Raw genomic sequence first — 20,678 nt, forward strand, 5'->3', positions numbered from 1 at the left:
GTGAAATAAAGATTGAATTTTAAAGTTTTGATATGAAATTATTTGCTATTCATCACAAACGTATTTCAAAAAAATGATCTCCTTCCGCTATGGAAAGAGATCACTTTTTTATCATGATTTACATTGAATATAAAACGGAAAGCAAAAATTTATAAAAACTCTTTAGGAACTGAAATATTATTTTTTTTCATGTATTCCAAAAGGTTTTGATATCTATCTTCATATCCATCTGTTCCACATTTATGCGAAATACTACAGATATCAGATGGTTTGATGTCTAAAATATCTGATATTTTAGTCAGTATTTCCAGGTTGATCTTCACCTTGGAGTTCTCAATATCGGAATAAGCTTTTTGGGAAATCCCCATTTCAAAAGCCATGTACTCCTGCGTAAGGTCTCTGCTCCTACGTATTTTCCTGATATTTTGTCCACATACTTTCATCGTTTTTGTTTTAGTAGTTTTCGGTATATTTTAGAAGATTAGCTATTAGCCTTCAACAAAGTTAATAAATACCTTTGGCAAAACATTACACACGTTACATGATATTTATTTTCAACATAGAAAAGGACTAAAAATACACCTTTTTTCAGAGAAAATATCACTTCGGTAAACACTATTGGAATTTATGGAGACGCAAAAATTTAATTATGACAATAATATTGTCAGAGCATTCCTTTATGCGACTATCGCATTCGGACTTGTAGGATTTCTGCTTGGGCTTACAGCTGCATTGATGCTTTTTTATCCTGAACTGCCTGAATTTTTATTCGGTACGGACGATACAACTATTAAAAGCTTGGCTTCGGGCAATATTCAGGGGCTTATCAATACCCAGGGAGCTATGGGCTTTGGAAGAATCAGAATGCTTCATACAAGTGCTGTTATTTTTGCTTTCGTATGTAATTCCTTTTTCTGTGGTGCTTACTACAGCATGCAGAGACTTCTTAAAACCAGATTGTACAGTGACACCCTTTCATGGATTCACTTCTGGTCATGGCAGATTATGATTATCAGTGTAGTGATCACATTCCTTATGGGAATCAATACTTCTAAAGAATATGCCGAACATGAATGGCCTATTGATATCTTAATTGCATTTTCATGGATCATTTTCGGAATCAATATGTTCGGAACGATTGCCAAAAGAAGAGTGAGACATTTATATGTAGCCATCTGGTTCTATATAGCCACTTGGATTGCTGTTGCGATGCTTCACATCTTCAATAATCTGGAAGTCCCGTTATCTTTCACAAGCTGGAAATCCTATTCTGTATATGCAGGTGTAAAAGATGCATTAGTACAATGGTGGTATGGGCACAATGCAGTAGCATTCGTATTAACCACCCCTGTATTAGGTCTGATGTATTATTTTATGCCAAAAGCAGCTCAGCGACCGGTATTCTCATACAAACTATCCATTATTCACTTCTGGTCGCTGATCTTTGTATACCTTTGGGCCGGGCCTCACCACCTGCAATATACAGCTTTACCGGCATGGGCTCAGGCAGTGGGAACAGGATTCTCTATCATGCTGATTGCACCGTCATGGGGAGGAATGCTGAACGGTCTTCTTACACTAAGAGGAGCCTGGGATAAAGTAAGAGAAAATCCGATTCTAAAATTCTTTGTAGTAGCAGTTACATGCTATGGTATGGCTACTTTCGAAGGACCTTTATTAGCAACAAAATCATTAAATAAAATTGGTCACTATACCGACTGGGTGATTGGCCACGTACACTTAGGAGCTCTTGGATGGAATGGTTTCATGGCATTCGGGGTGGTATATTACCTGGTTCCGATCATGTGGAGAACATCCCTTTGGTCTAAAAAGCTGGCCAACTGGCATTTCTGGTTAGGTACTTTAGGAATCATTTTCTATGCAGTTCCAATGTATATTTCAGGATTCACACAGGGATTAATGTGGAAACAATTCAATCCGGACGGAACCTTATTGTGGAAAAACTGGCTGGATACGGTAACGGCAATTATTCCTTACTTTAAAATGAGATTTTTAGGTGGACTACTTTATTTATCAGGATCTATTTTAATGGTGATCAATGTTATCAAAACGATCAAGGCTGGTTCATTCCAGAAAGAAGTTCCTGCTGAAGCTCCAGCGTTGGCAAACATCAGTAAAAACAGAAAAGAAGGCGAAGGTGTACACCTTTGGTTGGAAAGAACACCTACTCTCCTTTCTGTATTAGCTTTCATTACCATAGCAATCGGTGGACTGGTGGAAATTGTTCCGACACTATCACTGAAGCAGAGTGTTCCGACAATTTCAGCGGTAAAACCGTACACTCCACTGGAGCTGGAAGGTAGAGATTTGTATATCCGTGAAGGCTGTAACTCCTGCCACTCTCAGATGATCAGACCTTTCCGTGATGAGGTGGTAAGATTTGAAGGGAAAAACGGACAGTATTCCAAAGCGGGAGAATTTGTCTACGACAGACCATTCTTATGGGGATCCAAAAGAACAGGACCTGATTTACATAGAGAAGGAGGAAGAAACCCGGATTCATGGCACTTCAAACATATGTATAACCCAAGAATTACTTCTGCCGGTTCTATCATGCCTCGTTTCCCATGGTTAATCACCAATAAACTGGACAAAACACAAATGGTGGATAAAATGAAACTGATGAAAAATGCCTTCAATGTTCCTTATACAAAAGCGCAGATAGATTCTGCCAACCAATGGGCGGATAACCAGTCAAAAGCCATTGTACAGAGAATATATTCTGAAGCAACAGATGTAAAAGATCAGATGGTAAAAGAAAAAACAGCCAAAGGATCGGCTTATGTACCGCTTGAGCAAAGAGAAATTGTAGCAATGATCGCTTATCTGCAGAGATTAGGTACGGATATCAAAACAACACAGGTACAAACCGCAAGTGTAGAGTAACATTTAAAATTAAACTGCAATGAAAACGAGAACCCCCATTTCAATATATATCGCAGCAACGATAGGTTTAACGATCATGGCCTTTGAAATGTTTGCCAGTGATTCAGGATATTTTTCTTCTCCTTTTTTCTGGGCACTGATCTTAATCGCTACGATCCTGCTGCTGATCATGAACTCTATCGGAGATTTGGTAGAAAATCAAAGCTTCAGCAAATTATCTGAGGAAGAGAAAAAACAATATCTGGAAGAGAAAAAAGTTCCGTATTACCAAAAATTATGGAATTCGGCCTTCAAAAAACAAACCGCTACGGAAGAAAAAGATATTCTTATCGACCATGGTTTTGACGGAATTACGGAGCTGGACAACTCGCTTCCGAAATGGTGGATTGGCCTGTTCTGGTTCGGATGTATCTTCTGTGCTGTCTATCTGTTTGCCTTTTCTTTCACAGACTATGCTCATCCGGAAGCAGAATACACCAAAGAAACAAAAACCATGTTAGCATCTATCGCGGAGTATGAGAAAACAGCACCTCAGATCAATCTGGAATCTGCAAAATACAGTGCTGATAATATCGCCGAAGGACAGGAACTATTTAAAACAAACTGTGTTACCTGCCATGGTGATGCCGGAAAAGGAGGCATAGGCCCCAACCTTACCGATACCCACTGGATCAATATAAAAGAAAAAAGCTTATTTAAAAATGTATTCTGGATGCTTGAAAACGGCTCTCCAAACAATCCAACCATGAGACCTTTCATCAAGGAAGGAACCATTACCGGAAGAGATGCTGAAAAAATTGCCGCTTATATTTATCACATCAACCAGGAAACCGCCCCTATCACTACGGCACAAGGCGGTGCCGCTCCTCAGGGAGAAGAAGTAAAATGGGAAAACGGAAACAATTAAAATTATTATCTATCATATAAACCATGCCACGCCCCCTTCACAACTACTAACATTTGAATTTCATTTTTGCTAACTACCTTTTCAACATTAAAAAATGATAACATGGGGGCGTTTTTTAAAAATAACAATCCTTACTTTGGCTGTCTTACTCAACTATTCACTTGACAACTACAAACTAGAAATTCCATAAAAAGACAGCCAAGGCAGGATTTTTGCATTCGCAAAAGGGTACCACAACAAAGACCAAGTAAAATAGTATTATTATCTTTGTTAGAAACCTCATCGCATTTGAAACTGAAAATCAACACCACAAAACTTTTAAGGCGTATTGCAATAACCTTTATTTCAATATTGGTTCTTCTTACCCTGTTGATCCTAAGCTTAAGGCTTCCTGCCGTTCAAAACTTTATCAAAGACAAGCTTATTGTTTATCTGGAAAAGAAAATTAAAACTCCTGTAAGCCTTGAAAGGGTTTATATAGGTTTTCCCAACAGCCTTGTTATGGAAAATCTCTATCTTAAAGGACAGGATGTAGACACCCTCTTGGCCGTTAAAAAGCTGGATGTAGGACTGCATATGCTGAAGCTTCTTAATTCTACGGCAGATATTACATCAGTCAATATGGAAGGTGCCCGTGCTAATGTAGTACGAAAACCAGACGGCAAATTCAATTTTGATTATATTCTTGATGCTTTTGCTTCCACAGATAAGGAAGAAAGTCCTTCCAAGCCATTTATCATTTCTCTTGATAAAATCAATTTAAAAGATGTTGGGGTAACCTTCAATGACCAGCAGTCGAAAAATGATATTCAACTCTACTTTAAGTCTTTTGATACCAGAGTTAAGACTTTTGATCTCAGCAAAAATAATTATGCAGTCAATGATATCAACCTTGACGGATTAAAATTAAAGTTAAAGCAGGGACTTGTAGAAGAAGTTGCTAAAAAGGTTGAGAAAAAAGTAGATTCTCTCAATGAAAAGAAGCCGATGAATATTGGACTGAGAGGAATCAAGCTTACTCATTTCGATATTGATTACGGTGATGAAAACACCAAAACATTTGCAAAAGTTATCTTCAAAGAACTGAGCACAAAGGTTAATAAACTTGATCTGGAAAATAATGCATTCAACGTAGCAAATGTATTTCTTTCCGGAGCAGATATTAATGCCAATCTTTATCTTCCGGCTCAGAATGCCAATCCGAAAGCAACAAAAGAACCTGAGGTTTCCAAAGCTTCCGATCAGGATAAGGCTATGAAACTTCTCTTAGGAAAATTAGTTTTAAATGATGTAAAAGTTAATTACAACAATACAGCTATTGCTCCGACTAAACAGGGAATGGATTTCAACCACCTTCAATTTTCAAAAATGAATGTGGAGGTAAGAAGTTTCAAAATGGAGAATAACACTTTTGCCGGCACAGTGAATACGGCAGAAATCAAAGAAGGAAGAGGCCTGGATATCCAAAAATTCAATACTGATTTTGTATACGCAGAAAAAGAAGCCTACCTAAAGGATCTTTATCTTCAAACCCCGAAAACGATATTGCGTGATGAGGTTATTTTAAATTATAACTCCATTGATCAGCTCACTTCAAACCTTGGTGCCGTAAAGATTTCAGCCAATATTAAAGATTCAAAAATAGGATTCTCCGATATTCTGAATCTGGTTCCGACTTTAAAAAATACGGTTCCATTCAACAAATATCCGAACGCTATTCTTAATGTCAATGCGAATGTAAAAGGAAGCGTCAATGATCTGTTAATTCAGGATCTTAAAGTTTCTGGCCTGGATCAATTGAGAGTAATGGCATCCGGAAAGATCAAAAATGCCATGAATCCGGATCAGTTGTATTATGATCTGAGAATCGGGGAATTTTCTTCCAGTGCTAAAACGATATTCAATCTTGTTCCTAAAAATACGATTCCTTCCAATATTTCTCTTCCTTCCCATTTCAGCATCAAAGGAAATGCAAAAGGAACAACCAAAGTGGTGAATACAGATCTTAACCTCTACTCTACTTTGGGGAACGCAGCGGTGATCGCACAGGTAGACATGCGCAAAAAAAATCATGAATTATATGATGTAAAGGCCAATCTTCAGGGAATACAGGTAGGAAAAATTATTCAGAATAAAGATATTGGTCCCATCACCGCACAAATTGCTGCGAAAGGAGAAAGCTTTGATTTTAAAAATGCTAATGCCGACTTAAAAGGACATGTTGCATCCGCATTCTACAAAGGGTACCGTTATCAAAATATGAACCTTACCGGAAAGATCAATAAAGGAGCTTATCATGTAATTTTAGATTCCAAAGACCCGAATGCCAGTTTACAGCTGACCGCTTCCGGAGTGTACGATGAAAAAAATCCTACCGTAAAAGTGAACGGAGAAGTCATCAAACTGGACGTCAATAAACTTGGTTTCTATGAAAAACCAATGATTATTGCCGGAAAAATTGATGGAGATTTCACCAGCTTAGACCCGAATAATCTAAATGGATATTTAAACCTTAAAGATTTCGCATTCTCAGATACGAAAGAGGTTTATCCCGTACAGGAAGTGAATCTGAAAGCTTCATCCACAACAGATTCAACGCAGATTATTTTCAATTCTCAGATCGCAGATGTAGAACTGAAAGGTAAATATAAACTGACTCAGATTTTTGGTGCTTTAACGAAAACCTTGAATCAGTATTATCAGTTCCAGAAACCGGATAACAAACAGAAAATTGATCCGGGGCAACATTTTACCTTTACAGCAAAAATTAAAAATGATGATCTGATCAGAAAATTTGTTCCGGATCTGAAAGATTTTGAAACCATCAATCTTGTCGGAAATTATGATGCAGATTCTCAGAAAATTGAAATTGACGGGCAGATTCCAAGATTATTATATGGTGAAAATACCATTGAAAAAGGAGCTTTAAAAGTCACGAATGAAAATCAGGCATTGCAGTACAGCCTGAATGTTGCCGCTTTGAAAAGTTCAAGCTTTTCTTTAAATAAAATCAATATTGACGGAGATGTAGCAGACAATACGATCCGATACAATGTCACTACAAAAGACGAGAAAGATGCTACCCAGTTCCTGATTGCAGGAAATGCAAAATCACTGAATGATATTACAGAAATATCTTTAAATCCGAACGGATTAAAACTCAATTACACAGATTGGAATGTTGCAGAAAACAACAAAATCCAGATCAGTAATAAAGGAATTCTGGCGGATAATTTCATTCTATCCAATGGAAACAGCCAAATTGCGGTGCAGTCTGAAAGCAACAGCCCAAGCAGTCCTTTAAATATTTCGTTGAAAGATTTTAAAATCGAAACCATTACAGAATTGATTAAAAAAGATACTGTTTTGGCAAGAGGAACTATCAACGGGACAGCACAGCTTCGGGATGTAACGAAAAAAATGACTTTCAATTCTGATCTGAATATTTCAGATTTAATTGTGTATGGAAGTCCTGTCGGAAATCTTGCGGTAAAAGTAAATAATGCTTCACCGAATGTTTTAAATGCATATATTGCGCTTTCCGGAAATAACAATGACGTAAAAATCCTTGGTGATTATAATACTTCTTCAAGTACTTTTGATCTGAATATGGCCATCAACCAGCTTCAGATGAAGAGTATTCAAGGGTTCTCCATGAATGCCATTACCAATACGGAAGGCTATCTTTCAGGAAATTTAAAAATCACAGGAACTGCTGACAAACCCAATATTTTAGGAAAAGTAAAATTCAATGATGCAGGCTTAGAAATAGCAAAAACAGGAAGTGACTTCAGACACCTGAGTGATGAAATAGATTTTACCAGCCGTGGAATTGAGTTTGATAAATTCAAGATCAAAGACAAAGACGGAAATGCTTTGGTTGTAAACGGACAGGTTCTTACTCAAACTTACAGAGATTTTGCCTTTAATCTGAATGTAAATGCTAAAGATTTTAAAGTTGTCAATTCAGAAAAATCAAACGATGCGATGATGTATGGTGTTTTGGCCATTGATGCCGGACTTCATATCCGAGGAAACCTTGATCTTCCTAAAGTAGACGGAAAACTCAATGTGGCAGACAACACGGACTTTACCTTTGTTCTTCCTCAATCTTCTCCATCTTTACAGGAAAGAGACGGTATTGTAGAGTTTATAGATCAGGATCAGGTAGTTTTAAATAAAACGATCAAAACAGATTCTCTCGACTCCAAAAGCCGTATCAAAGGAATGGATGTAAGTGTGAATATTGAAGTCAGCAAAGAAGCCAAACTCTCTATTATTATTGATAAAGTAAATGGTGATTTTGTAAAACTTCAGGGAGAAGCTGAGCTGACAGGTGGAATTGACCCTTCCGGAAAAATGACACTAGTAGGAGTTTATGAAGTGGAAAAAGGAAGCTATGACCTTTCTGTGAGCTTGCTTAAACGTAAATTTGATATTCAGAAAGGCAGCACGATTACATGGACAGGTGAGCCTACTATAGCTCAAATGAATATTACGGCTGTATATAAAACAGAAGCTCCGCCTATTGATCTTTTAGAGCAGCAACTCAGCGGAAAAGCAGCTTCACTGATGAATCAGTATAAACAAAAAATTCCTTTTAATACTTTATTAAAAATGAAAGGAGAACTGTTGAAACCTCAGCTCTCTTTTGACATTACGACTGATGAAAAGAATAATTCCGTTGCTTCAACAGTAACTGAGGATGTGAATGCGAAACTCGCCCAGCTCAGAACTCAGGAATCAGAAATGAACAAACAGGTATTTGCTTTACTTCTTCTGAACCGTTTCATCGGAGAAAATCCATTTGAAAGCGGTGCAGGAATGTCTGCAGAAACCATGGCAAGACAGAGTGTGAGTAAAATTCTTTCCCAACAGTTAAATAATCTTGCCTCCGGACTGATTAAAGGAGTAGATCTTAATTTTGGTCTGGATTCTACGGAAGATTATTCCAGCGGAGAGAAAAATACAAGAACCGACCTGAATGTAGACATCAGTAAAAAATTACTGAATGACCGTCTGAAAGTAACGGTAGGAAGTAACTTCGGATTGGAAGGTCAGGCACGTCAGAACGAAAATATGACCAATATTGCAGGGAATGTTTCTGTGGATTACAGCCTTTCCAAAGACGGAAGATACATGCTGCGTGCTTATCGTAAGGATGAATATCAGGTGGCTCTTCAGGGGCAGATTATAGAGACCGGAGTCGGGTTCATTATTACATTGGATTATGACAAATTCCGTGAGATCTTCCAGAAATCTAAGGAGAAAAAGCAAAAAAAGAATCAAAATAACCAAGTGGTAGAATTTAAATAATGAGTAATAAGTTCCATATATATTGTAAGTATCTGTTGGTTTCCGGGATGGCATCCACAGTAGTCTCGTGCAGCAACACAAGGTTTTTGAAAGAAGGGCAAATGCTGTATACAGGAGCCAAAGTAAAGATTGAAAACGATACGATTTCCAAAAAAGAAAAAAAAGATCTTCAGGCCGCACTGGAAGCTAATCTCACCCCAAAACCCAATTCTACATTTTTGGGAATGCGTCCCAAGCTGTATTTTTATAATATTGCCAAGGAACCGAAAAAGGATAAAGGTTTTAATTATTGGCTTAAATATAAAATAGGTGAAAAGCCTGTACTGTTGGGAGATGTAGACCGTGAATTCAATAAAGACATCATTGTTAATTACTCTGAAAACAAAGGCTATTTCAATGCAAAAGCTTCTTATGATACAGTTTCCAAGAACAAAAAGGCTCAGGTTATTTATACGGTAAGACCGGGTTCCAGATATCTGATTGACGGGGTAAAATTTCAGAAGGATTCTACATTGGTAAACCAGGAAATCCAGGGTTTAACAAAAAGAACGTTTCTTAAAAACGGTAAACCATTTGATCTGGATGTCATCAAAGCAGAAAGAGAAAGAATTGATAATGGTTTAAAAGAAAGAGGTTTTTATTATTTCCATCCTGATAATATCATCGTACAGGCAGACAGTACTGTAAGCAAAAATCATAAGGTTGAACTTAACGTAAAACTGAAAGACAATACGCCTGATTTAGCAACCCAACAATTCAGTATTAATAATGTTATTGTATTTCCCAATTACAACATTCAGGATGTAAAAGAGGGGAAATACAGCATTCCGATGAATAAAGATTCTCTTTCCAAATATGCTTTTGATGATATTTACGTCATTGATCCTCAACATAAATTCAAACCGAAAATTTTTGACAGGGCGCTGTATTTCAAAAAAGGAGATCTTTATAACCGCTCCAATCATAATCTTACGCTAAACCGTTTGATCAGTCTCGGTGTCTTTAAATTTGTGAAAAATGAGTTCGTGGTTTCAGATTCATTAAGTCATAAATTTGATGCCTATTATTTATTAACAACAAGACAAATCCAGTCACTTCGTCTGGAAGCTTTAGGAAGAACAAACTCTGCGAATTATGCAGGTAGTGAACTCAACCTGAACTGGACCCACCGAAATTTCTTCAGAGGGGCAGAGCAATTCAAGGCAGCCATCTTCGGAGCTTTTGATTTCCAGATGGGAGGTGCTCAGGATGCCAATAATATTTTCCGTGCAGGAGCGAATGCACAGCTTTCAATCCCAAGAATTGTAGCTCCATTCCGTTTTCATTCTTCCAGTGAATTTGTTCCGAGAACGAATATTACATTAGGCTATGAATTCCAAAACAGGACGAAATACTATACTCTAAATAATTTTACCGGTTCATTCGGATATCTGTGGAAAGAAAATGCAAGAAAAGAACATGAGCTAAAGGTAATTGATATTACATTGGTCTCTCCTGCAAATGTTACTGATGAATACAGAAAAATATCTGCTGACAATCCTGCAATGCAGAGAATTGTAGATAAACAATTAATTTTTGGACCAACCTATTCTTACACCTACACCAACACAATGCTTCCAAAGACCAATACCGTTTATTATAAAGGTACGCTTGATCTGGCAGGAAATATTACAGGGCTGGCTACAGGAGCTGATGTAAAGAAGGATAAGGAAAAGAAAATATTTGGAATTCCTTTCAGCCAGTATGTAAAGATTGAAAACGATTTCAGATTCTATCATAAGTTCACTGAAAAATCTTCACTGGCTACGAGATTTATTGGAGGAATTGCTTATCCATACGGAAACTCAGAATTTATTCCTTTCTCCAAGCAGTTTTTCTCAGGAGGTAGCAACAGTATCAGAGCATTCCGTGCAAGAACATTAGGCCCCGGAAGTTTTGACCCGAGAACTATTAAACAGGGAGCCTATTTTGATCAGTCCGGAGATATTAAACTTGAATTAAATGCGGAATACCGCGCCAATCTTTATAAATTTTTAAATGCTGCCGTTTTTGTAGATGCCGGAAATATCTGGCTGCTTCACGATGATGATAAAAGACCAGGCGCTAAGTTTTCGAAAGACTTTCTAAATGAAATTGCGGTGGGAGCCGGAGTAGGTCTGAGACTGGATTTTTCTATCCTGATTCTAAGACTGGATCTTGCGATGCCACTGAGAGTTCCTTACTATCAGAAAGGAGACAGATGGGCTTTCGATAAAATCAATTTCGGAGACTCAAGCTGGAGAAAAGATAATCTTGTTTTAAATATTGCCATCGGATATCCATTTTAATATGATCAATACTGTTAAATTTTTCTGGGAAGTTCTGAAAGACACGTTTACGGAATGGAACAATTCTTCTGCATCAAAAGATTCAGCAAGTCTTGCATATTATGCCATCTTTTCTATCCCGGGATTATTGATCATTATTATCTGGGTACTTGGAAATTTCTTTGGTGAAGAAGCTATCCGTGGTCAGATCAGCACACAAATCAGCGGTATTATGGGACCGGATGTGGCTAAAAGTATCGAAGGGATGCTCGCCGGTGCCTTGATTGACAAAAAGAATATTTTTATGAAAGCTGTAGGAGTCGGATCATTGGTTTTTGGTTCTACTACTCTTTTCTTTCAACTACAGCATACATTAAATACACTTTGGGAAGTAGAAGCTGCTCCCAAAAAGGCACTGGTCAAGTTCTTATTAGACAGAGCCAATTCTTTGGGAATGATTCTTATCCTGGGATTTCTTCTGATGATCACCATGGTTTTATCTTCCTTAATCAGCCTTTTTAATACTATTATCACTCAATATTTTGGTTTTGAAACCTATATGCTGGTAGAAACGGTAAATTTTGCTGTTGGTTTTGGTCTTGTGATACTTTTATTTGCTTTAATGTTTAAAGTTCTCCCTGATGTTTTGGTCAGCTGGAAACCGGTATGGAAAGGAGCATTTCTGACTACTGTTTTATTCACCCTTGGAAAGTTTTTATTAAGTCTTTATTTTAACCAGATAAAACCTACTTCAGCCTTTGGTGCTGCCGGAACAGTTATTCTGATTATGATGTGGATTAATTATTCCTGCATGCTGATATTCTTCGGTGCGGAATTTACCAAGGTTTACACTTACAAAAAAGGATATAAAGTAGTTCTTTCCAAACATGCACGATGGACTCCTGCGAAGTTGTATGCGGATAGTTTGAAGCAGATGAATGGTGAAAGTAATACTAATGATAAAACGTAGATTCGGGTTGCGAGTTGCAAGATTATTTTACGAACCTGTTTAATCTTTTATTTTTAAAACATTAAGATTGTATTAAGGCGTTAAGAGTATTAAGATAAGCTTCGCTTTAAGCTTAAAAATCAGAATGATTCATCTTAACTATACTTTATTTCTTAACTCATTCTTAATGGGTTCAATATATTCAACATTTTTTAAGTCTAAACAACTCCTATATACAAAAAAGCCTCCTGAATTTTTCAGGAGGCCTTTTATTTTTACATTCTGTTTACCGTTCCGATTCCCAGCAATTCTAACGATTTTTTGATCGTCTTTGCTGTGATATCTGAAATATTCAAACGGAATTGTTTTACGTTTTCATCTTCCTGATTCAGAATTGGGTTATTCTGATAGAAAGAGTTGTAAGCCTTCACAAGATCATACACATAGTTGGCTACTAAAGCCGGACTTAAGCTTTCAGCTGATTTCGCTACTGTAGTTTTGAAGTTGGTCAACTGCATAATCAATTCTTTTTCAGATTGATTTAATTCAATATCAGCAGTTTCCGTCTGCAAACTACCTGCTTTAGACAATAATGATTGAATACGTGCATAAGTATATTGAATGAATGGACCTGTATTTCCGTTGAAATCAATACTTTCTGCAGGATTGAAAAGCATTTTTTTCTTAGGATCTACTTTCAGCATGAAATATTTCAATGCTCCCAGTCCTACCGTTTCATAAGATGCTTCTTTATCTTCTTCTGAAAGGCTTTCTAATTTTCCTAATTCCTGAGCTTTAGATTTTGCCGTTTCATACATTTCCTGCATCAGGTCATCTGCATCTACCACAGTTCCTTCGCGGGATTTCATTTTACCTTCAGGAAGCTCTACCATTCCGTAAGAAAGGTGGAACAACTGATCCGCCCATTCATATCCTAATTTTTTCAGGATTTTAAACAAAACCTGGAAGTGATAATCCTGTTCGTTTCCTACTGTATAGATCAGTTTTTGGATATTATTTTGTTTAAAACGTTCAACTGCTGTCCCAAGATCCTGTGTCATATAAACAGATGTACCGTCTGAACGTAGTAAAAGCTTCTGATCTAGCCCTTCATCTGTAAGATCACACCAAACAGAACCGTCTTCTTTTTGATACAATACACCTTTGTCTAATCCAGCCTGAATAAGATCTTTTCCTAAAATATAAGTATTGCTTTCATATTGAACCTGGTCAAAATCAACACCTAATCTTTTATAGGTTTCATTGAATCCTTTGTAAACCCATGAGTTCATTTCTGCCCAAAGCGCTCTTACTGCCTCATCTCCATTTTCCCAATCTAAAAGCATTTTCTGAGCTTCTTTCATTACAGAAGCCTCTTTTTTAGCCTGCTCTTCTCCTACACCTTGCTCTACAAGTTCTGAAATTTCTTTTTTATAATTTTTGTCAAATTCTACATAATAGTTTCCAACAAATTTATCTCCTTTCGTATTCGTAGTTTCAGGAGTTTCTCCGTTCCCGAATTTCTCCCAAGCCAGCATAGATTTACATATATGAATACCTCTGTCATTGATGATCTGAGTTTTGATCACGTCATATCCGGCTTCTTTTAAAATCTGAGCTACCGAAAATCCTAATAAATTATTTCTGATGTGCCCTAAGTGTAAAGGTTTATTCGTATTAGGTGAAGAATATTCTACCATTACTGTAGCATTTTTCTTTTCTATAGTAGAGAAATTCTTAGTGACTGATCTGAAGTTGTCTACAAACAGTTGGTTTTTCACCTTAACATTAAGAAAACCTTTAACTACGTTAAAGCTTTCGAAAAGATCTGTTTCTGTCAAAGCTTCACCTAATTCAACCCCGATGCTCTCAGGATTTTTTTTCAGTTGTTTTACCAACGGAAAAGTGACAATGGTAAAATCACCCTCAAATTCCGTTTTATTTTCCTGAACTTCCAGCTTGATGTCTTTTAACTGATATACATTTAAAATGACTTCCGAAAGCTTTTGTTCTATAATATCTTTAATATTCATTTTTCTAAATTCTCTTTTTAATGCTTACAGCTGAAACATTTTCACAGTATGTTTCCGCCTACAATCTGAGCTACAAATATACGGAAATAAAAAAACCGCCCGAAGGCGGTTTATATATAGTATAAAAACTTTTTTGTTAGTTTTTATCCCAGAAAAGTTTGGTTGTTGCTTTATCTCCGCCAATTTTATCACCAGCTGCTTTAACATTAGCTCCATTTAGCACATATTCCTGATCCGAATACGGCATTCTGTAAGGTACAGAAGATAAATTCGACTTGGGAGGATTCACTAAGATTGGATAATCTAGGCGTCTGGTAAAATTCCAACTGGCAAATCCTTTATTGAACATTGCAATCCATGCCTGTACGCCGATAGATTGTTTCCAGTTTGCAGCATTATAAGGATTTAAAGATAAGTAAGTTGTAGTATTTGCTGTGCTTACTCCATTTTCCCTCATAGATTCTGTTACAGCCATTATATAAAGAGTTGCTGCTGTTCCACCTGCAACATATCCTCTTGCAGCAGCCTCGGCTTTTAAAAATGCAACTTCGGCATAACTTAATAAATTTGATGCTTTAGTAGCACTTCTAAAGTAAGAACTCAATTGTGAATAATTGGTATAAGGATCGTTGATCTCTCCAAAAACACCTCCTTTATAAACACCTCCAACTTTTGTAAACCACACATCCATTCTTGGATCTGAAAGAGTGCTCATTGTTGTAACAGTAAGTTCACTAGGTAAAAAATCATTCCTACCAGAAGCTACCAGATTATCGAAAACAGGGCTGGAAAAAGTATTCCCGTCATAATTAAATTTATAAGCTTCATCATCAGACGAAATAACACCATCAGCTATTGCTGACTCAACAGTAGTTTTTGACAATGCCGGATCAGTATCTGCTAAATTCATTCCTAATCTTAGTTTAATAGAATTAGCAAATTTTTTCCATTTTGTCATATTACCTGCATATACCAAGTCATTATATCCGCTAGCAGAAGGCTTTATAGTAGCAGTAACTGCATCAATTCTCTTAATTAAATCAAGATAAATTACTTTAGCATCATCATATTTAGGTGTTAAGGCCTCATCAGATTTAAAACTTTCAGAATAAGGAATATCACCAAAAGTATCTACTAAGTTTTCCCAAATAAAAATTTCTTCAATCTCTAAAGTTGCCAGTTTATTTGTACGAACATCATCAGTCTCTACCTCATGTTTTAGATTGTCTTTTGCTTGCTTAATGTTATTTAAACTATAAACATACATTCTATTGAAATGATTACGAGGCTGAGTACGTGTAACCAAATTATATTGAGTCTCATCAGGATATTGAGTCTCTGACATTTGCTGTGTGAAAAATCTGTAATTGTTAAAATTCACACTGGGATTATCTATATAATAAGACGACTGATATAAAGCTGTAGCTAATAAATTTTCAGATGGAAGGATTGCCGGATGTTTAGGATCATCATTAAGAGATGTTAAATCACTTTGGCATGAGCTTACCCCCAATCCAATACATACAGACATCAAACTAATTTTTATAATATTTTTCATTTTTAATAATTTAGAATTTAAATGTTACATTAACTCCAATATCTCTTGTTGTTGGCATTGAACCAATAGACCATCCATAAGAGTTAAGTCCTCCACCTACCATTGCTTCAGGATCTGCATATGGTAAGTTTTTATGAATAATCCATAAATTTCTTCCTACAATCGAAATTTTAGCATCATAGATTTTGGTTCCGGCTAATAAAGACTTAGGAAGCGTATATCCTATACTTGCTTCTCTTAGCTTAATAAAAGAGCCATCATAAACAAACTCACTGGCAGGTTGTGTTTTATATCCCACAGCACTTCCATTATCAAATTGAGACAAAGCAATATTATTAGGGGTTCCATCTGGAAGAACACCGGATAATACAACATTTTTATCTCTATAATCCCCTATGGCAGTTTCTTTATATAGACCTGAAGATAAGCCATAATACATATCAGTTGAGAATACACTTCCTCCTTTACGCATGTCAATTAAGAAACTTAAAGAGAAGCCTTTATAACTGATACTATTTCTGATACCTCCAATCCAATCTGGAGTTGTATTGCCAATGACTTGATTATTATTTGGTAGATATTTTCCGGTTTTCGGATCAATAACTTTTTCTCCATTTAAATAAGTATAATCAGCACCAACTAGTGTTCCCCAAGCTTCTCCTACTCTCGCATTCAAAGAAACACCTCCCTGAAAACTGTTCAATAAAAGGTTGGTAATTCCCGGATAAAGGCTGACTACTTCATTTTTGTTTTTAGACCAGTTTACATCGATATTCCATGAGAAATCTTTTAGTTTTATAGGTACTAAACCTAGCTGTACTTCATAACCAGTATTATCAATTCTACCCGCATTGATTATTTTAGCTGTGAATCCAGTTCCTGAAGACACTGGAAGAGGTATAATTTGATCTATTGTTTTAGTTTTATAATAAGCAAAATCAATTGTTATTCTGTCTTTTAAGAAATGAGCTTCAGTACCTATTTCAAATTCCTTAGATCGTTGCGGTTTCAAATTAGGGTTAGGCTGATTTAAAATTGAATTATATATTCCTACACCTGATAAGATTCCGGCAGATTTGTAATTATTTTCAAGTTGGTAAGGATCTGCAGTTCCACCAACCTCAGCATAATTTGCTCTTAATTTCCAGAAATTCATCCAATTCTTAGTATTTAGAATTTCGGACATAATAACTGATCCTGTTACAGAAGGATAATTATACACATTATTTCCAGCTGGTAATGTGGAACTTTGATCTACTCGCCATGTTCCATCTATATAGAATTTTTTAAAGAAATCAAATGAAGCGGTAGCGTAACCTGAGTTTGTCTGGGTAATGAACTGATTTTCATCAGATGCTAAAGGAGCTTTTTTACTATTTGACAACGCATAAATTCCGGCAATTACCAAACCTCCTTCTGTAGAAGCATATACAGAATTAAAATAGTTTCTGCGGATGTTTCCACCAAGCACACCAGAAACATTAATATTATCCGTAATATTAAACTTATAATTCACCATTAAGTCGTAATTGGTTTCGGTCCTCAATACATCACGTCTGGCATAGCCGGAAGTAACTGAATTATTTGACTGTCCAAAAGCTTGTGGTAAAGACCCCACTGCTAATCTATTTTCTGCCAAAAGATTAGATCTATCATAAGAAACTTTTCCGGTTACAGAAATATTATCTATTATATCATAAGTTGCCAATGCATAAGTAAAACTTCTAAACCTGTTATCTGAGGTATAGTTTTGATATGCTTGAAAATAGGGATTATTCCAGTATGCTGGTGCGCCATTAGCAGCAGATTTTCTATTCCATACAACATTACCATAGTTATTAGCAGCACTTGCAACATCAGGATCTACATTAGCCAGATATGCTCTTTCCAAATCTTTTAAGTCCACATTGGTTTGCCACCATTGTCTAAAACCTGTCACTGTATTATTTGAATATCCCGTAATACTACGTCCTTTTGTATCCTGTAAAGTCATTGTAGAATAAAAAGAAGTATGAAGTTTGGGAGTTAAATCATAATTAATTTTTAAAGAGAAGTTATTTTTATTAAGATGCGAATTAGGCATCAAACCATCGGACATCATATTTTCATAGGTAAAACTAATATTTTTTCCTTTTTGTCCTTTTTCCAGGGTTACACTATTACTAAATGTAGTCGGATTATCAAAAAATTTAATCGGTCCGTTTTTAGCAGCTACCCATGGTGTTGCCTTTCCATAATTTGGAGATGTAGGATCATAAGAATCCCATTGATACACCATTAGGTTAGGGTCAAATTTTGGACCCCACGAAGCGTCTGCTCCAAAGTTGACATTATTCAAGCCATTACTAGCTTGTGTACCGAATTTTTGAGAATAACCAGCTCCATATCTTGTTTGATATTCCGGAAATGTAGATTTATCAATAAATCCAATCTGCATGGAAGATGAAAATGTAACTCCCCATGATCCATCATCCTTTCCTTTCCCATTTTTAGTGGTAATAACAATCACTCCATTTAGCCCTCTTTCTCCATAAAGAGCTGATGCTGCAGCTCCTTTTAAAACGTTTATAGATTCTATATCTTCCTGGTTTATATCAGATAAAGCATTTCCATAATCTACATTTTTTTCTTGAGTATAATTATTATTAACAGGTGAGCCATCAATAACAATTAAAGGATTTCCTCCCCCCAATGTCTTTATTCCTCTAATTAATAAGTTAGAAGATCCTCCAAAGTTATTGTTGGTCGTAACATTCAAACCCGCTACTTTACCCGATAATTGAGATGCAATATTTCCTGTGTTCGTTGTCCCATCTGAAAGTGCACTTCCTTTAATTTCCTGTGAGGCATACCCCAGAGACTTTTTCTCCCTCTTAATACCTAGTGCTGTTACTACTACACCTTCAATTTCTTTTGTATGTGTAGTACTATCATTTTTCTTCTGCTGGGCATTTGCAACGGCAACAGACGAAGACAATACCAAAACAAGCAGACTCGTTGTCAGTTTCTTCATATCAAATTAATTTTTAGGAAGCAAATTTGTATTTTTATTAACAACTTAACAACTAAAGCTGAATAAAATAACAAACAACCCATTAATTGATATGAAAAATAATTAAATTAATTAATAAAATACGTTAAAAGCAAACGATTTGATAAAAAAAAACAACCCCAACACTTTAATCGGAGTAATGAAAGTTCATCATCAAAAACAACACACAAAGCACTGAATTACTGAAATTTATAAATTAAAAAAAATAATTTAATTCATAAAATCCTATAAAAAACACTCACAAATAAAAAACCGCCCGAAGGCGGTTTAAAAATTTAATAGTCTTAGTTATCCCACCAAACAGGTATATTTACATCACTCACAACTGTTGCATTGTTATTTAATGTTCTTTCAGCTTTAGGAGTTATTAATCTCAAAGGTATTTTTTTAGATTGACTATTCTGGTTAGGTGTTAATATAGGGAAACCTGTACGTCTCCAATCATTATAAGGCTCCATTGTAGTAAACAAGGCAGAATATTTTTGAGTGATTATATTCTGTAATGTTACTGAAGCTGAAGCTGTAGTAGCAAAAGTAGGGTTATCAGCACCTGTAACATCTATCAAAGACACACTTACAGCATTTTTCAGAGCCATTTGAGCAGTTGTAGTGTTTCCTAATCTGAATTGTGCTTCAGCTTCTATGAATTTTATTTCACTATAACTAAATATTATATTCGATGTACTTGCATTTCCTGCAAAATAACTTCCAAATGGTGAAGCATTTATATCACTATCTTCTGGAGCTGACCCAGAATAACCACCAGATGTATTTAATTCAGCATAATAAGGTAGTCTTGGATCATTACTATTCTGTAAAAGATCTATAAAATATTTTCCCATAGACATATAACCTGATCTTTGGTTGTTAAACCCAAACCAAAGATTTTGATTATTTCCCCCATCAAACTTAGCTATTAAGTTATCATCTTTAGAACTAAAAGAATTTGCTAAATAATTTAAAGCTTTTTCTGCTGCAACAGTACTACCTTCTCTTTGAGTAAGTCTTAGGGCATATCTTGCTTTAATTGCATAGGCTAATTTTTTCCATTTACCTATATTTCCTGCATAAAAAATATCATCACCTGCTGGTAATTCTAAGTTAGCATTTCCAGGTTTTGATAAATCTACTATTGCACTATCAAGATAACTTTGAATTTGAGCAATAACATTTTGCTGGGTATCAAACTTTGGAGAAAAATTATCCACTCCTTGAAACGCCTCTGAAAAAGGTACATCACCCCATGTATCAGTGGCATAACCTATATTTAAGGCTAGCAAAATCTTAGCTATACCTGAATAGTAAGGATATTTATCCCCAAACTGAGTGATAATCTGATGAAGGTTTACTCCAGTCTTATAGATATTAGACCAATCTGTTTCGTTATCTAATTCCGTTAAAAAATAATTGGTATAATCCAGTGATTGAAACTGATTTCCATTGGTATGCTGGGTAAGTAAACTTATTTCTCTTGTAAGATTACCTGTTCCATTATTAATAGTTCCAATTTCCCCTCCTGTGAGTAATGTTTTAGGAGAAGTAATTTCTGTCGGGCTATTGGGGTTATCATTAAACGTATCTAGTTCATGCTGGCAAGAATTTAGAAATAATCCAGCTATAATTATAGGTATGTAAATTATTTTTTTCATA

Annotated in this window: 10 protein-coding genes; 5 read left to right on the forward strand and 5 right to left on the reverse strand. The window is 35.9% G+C overall.

From position 1 onward, the window contains the following. Window positions 1–149: 149 nt before the first annotated feature. Window positions 150–443, reverse strand: a complete 294-nt coding sequence (locus tag CQ046_RS13620) for a helix-turn-helix domain-containing protein (protein ID WP_105702796.1) — start codon at window positions 441–443, stop codon at window positions 150–152. A gap of 184 nt (window positions 444–627) precedes the next feature. Here CQ046_RS13620 and ccoN point away from each other — a divergent pair, with 184 nt between their 5' ends. The 5 genes from ccoN to CQ046_RS13645 all read left to right on the forward strand — a co-directional run bounded on the left by ccoN (window position 628) and on the right by CQ046_RS13645 (window position 12,406). Further along, the gene (gene ccoN / locus CQ046_RS13625) at window positions 628–2,907 is read left to right on the forward strand and encodes a cytochrome-c oxidase, cbb3-type subunit I (RefSeq protein WP_105702870.1); all 2,280 of its coding nucleotides are present in this window, start codon (window positions 628–630) and stop codon (window positions 2,905–2,907) included. A 19-nt stretch (window positions 2,908–2,926) separates the two neighbouring features. Next, on the forward strand, window positions 2,927–3,814 hold the full coding sequence (locus tag CQ046_RS13630) for a cbb3-type cytochrome c oxidase N-terminal domain-containing protein (RefSeq protein ID WP_105702797.1): 888 nt from the start codon (window positions 2,927–2,929) through the stop codon (window positions 3,812–3,814). A gap of 288 nt (window positions 3,815–4,102) precedes the next feature. Continuing rightward, on the forward strand, window positions 4,103–9,130 hold the full coding sequence (locus CQ046_RS13635) for a translocation/assembly module TamB (protein WP_105702798.1): 5,028 nt from the start codon (window positions 4,103–4,105) through the stop codon (window positions 9,128–9,130). Further along, on the forward strand, window positions 9,130–11,457 hold the full coding sequence (locus CQ046_RS13640) for a BamA/TamA family outer membrane protein (RefSeq protein ID WP_105702799.1): 2,328 nt from the start codon (window positions 9,130–9,132) through the stop codon (window positions 11,455–11,457). Before CQ046_RS13635 ends, CQ046_RS13640 begins: the two co-directional genes overlap by 1 nt. Before the next feature lies 1 nt (window position 11,458). Beyond that, window positions 11,459–12,406 (forward strand): YihY/virulence factor BrkB family protein, encoded by a 948-nt coding sequence (locus CQ046_RS13645; RefSeq protein ID WP_105702800.1) that lies wholly within the window; start codon window positions 11,459–11,461, stop codon window positions 12,404–12,406. A gap of 254 nt (window positions 12,407–12,660) precedes the next feature. On the opposite strand, the gene argS is transcribed toward CQ046_RS13645, so the two are convergent. From argS to CQ046_RS13665, 4 genes are all read right to left on the reverse strand, one after another. Beyond that, window positions 12,661–14,418, reverse strand: a complete 1,758-nt coding sequence (argS, locus tag CQ046_RS13650; RefSeq protein WP_105702801.1) for an arginine--tRNA ligase — start codon at window positions 14,416–14,418, stop codon at window positions 12,661–12,663. Window positions 14,419–14,554: 136 nt separating this feature from the next. Then, a complete protein-coding gene (locus CQ046_RS13655) occupies window positions 14,555–15,976 on the reverse strand; it encodes a SusD/RagB family nutrient-binding outer membrane lipoprotein (protein WP_105702802.1) in 1,422 nt (473 codons plus the stop codon). Window positions 15,977–15,986: 10 nt separating this feature from the next. Next, a complete protein-coding gene (locus CQ046_RS13660; RefSeq protein ID WP_105702803.1) occupies window positions 15,987–18,989 on the reverse strand; it encodes a SusC/RagA family TonB-linked outer membrane protein in 3,003 nt (1,000 codons plus the stop codon). Window positions 18,990–19,312: 323 nt separating this feature from the next. Beyond that, window positions 19,313–20,677, reverse strand: coding sequence for a SusD/RagB family nutrient-binding outer membrane lipoprotein (locus tag CQ046_RS13665; RefSeq protein WP_105702804.1), 1,365 nt, complete (start codon window positions 20,675–20,677; stop codon window positions 19,313–19,315). Window position 20,678: the final 1 nt, after the last annotated feature.

Origin of the sequence: Chryseobacterium sp. MYb7, assembly GCF_002979455.1 — a bacterium.
GTDB lineage: Bacteria > Bacteroidota > Bacteroidia > Flavobacteriales > Weeksellaceae > Chryseobacterium.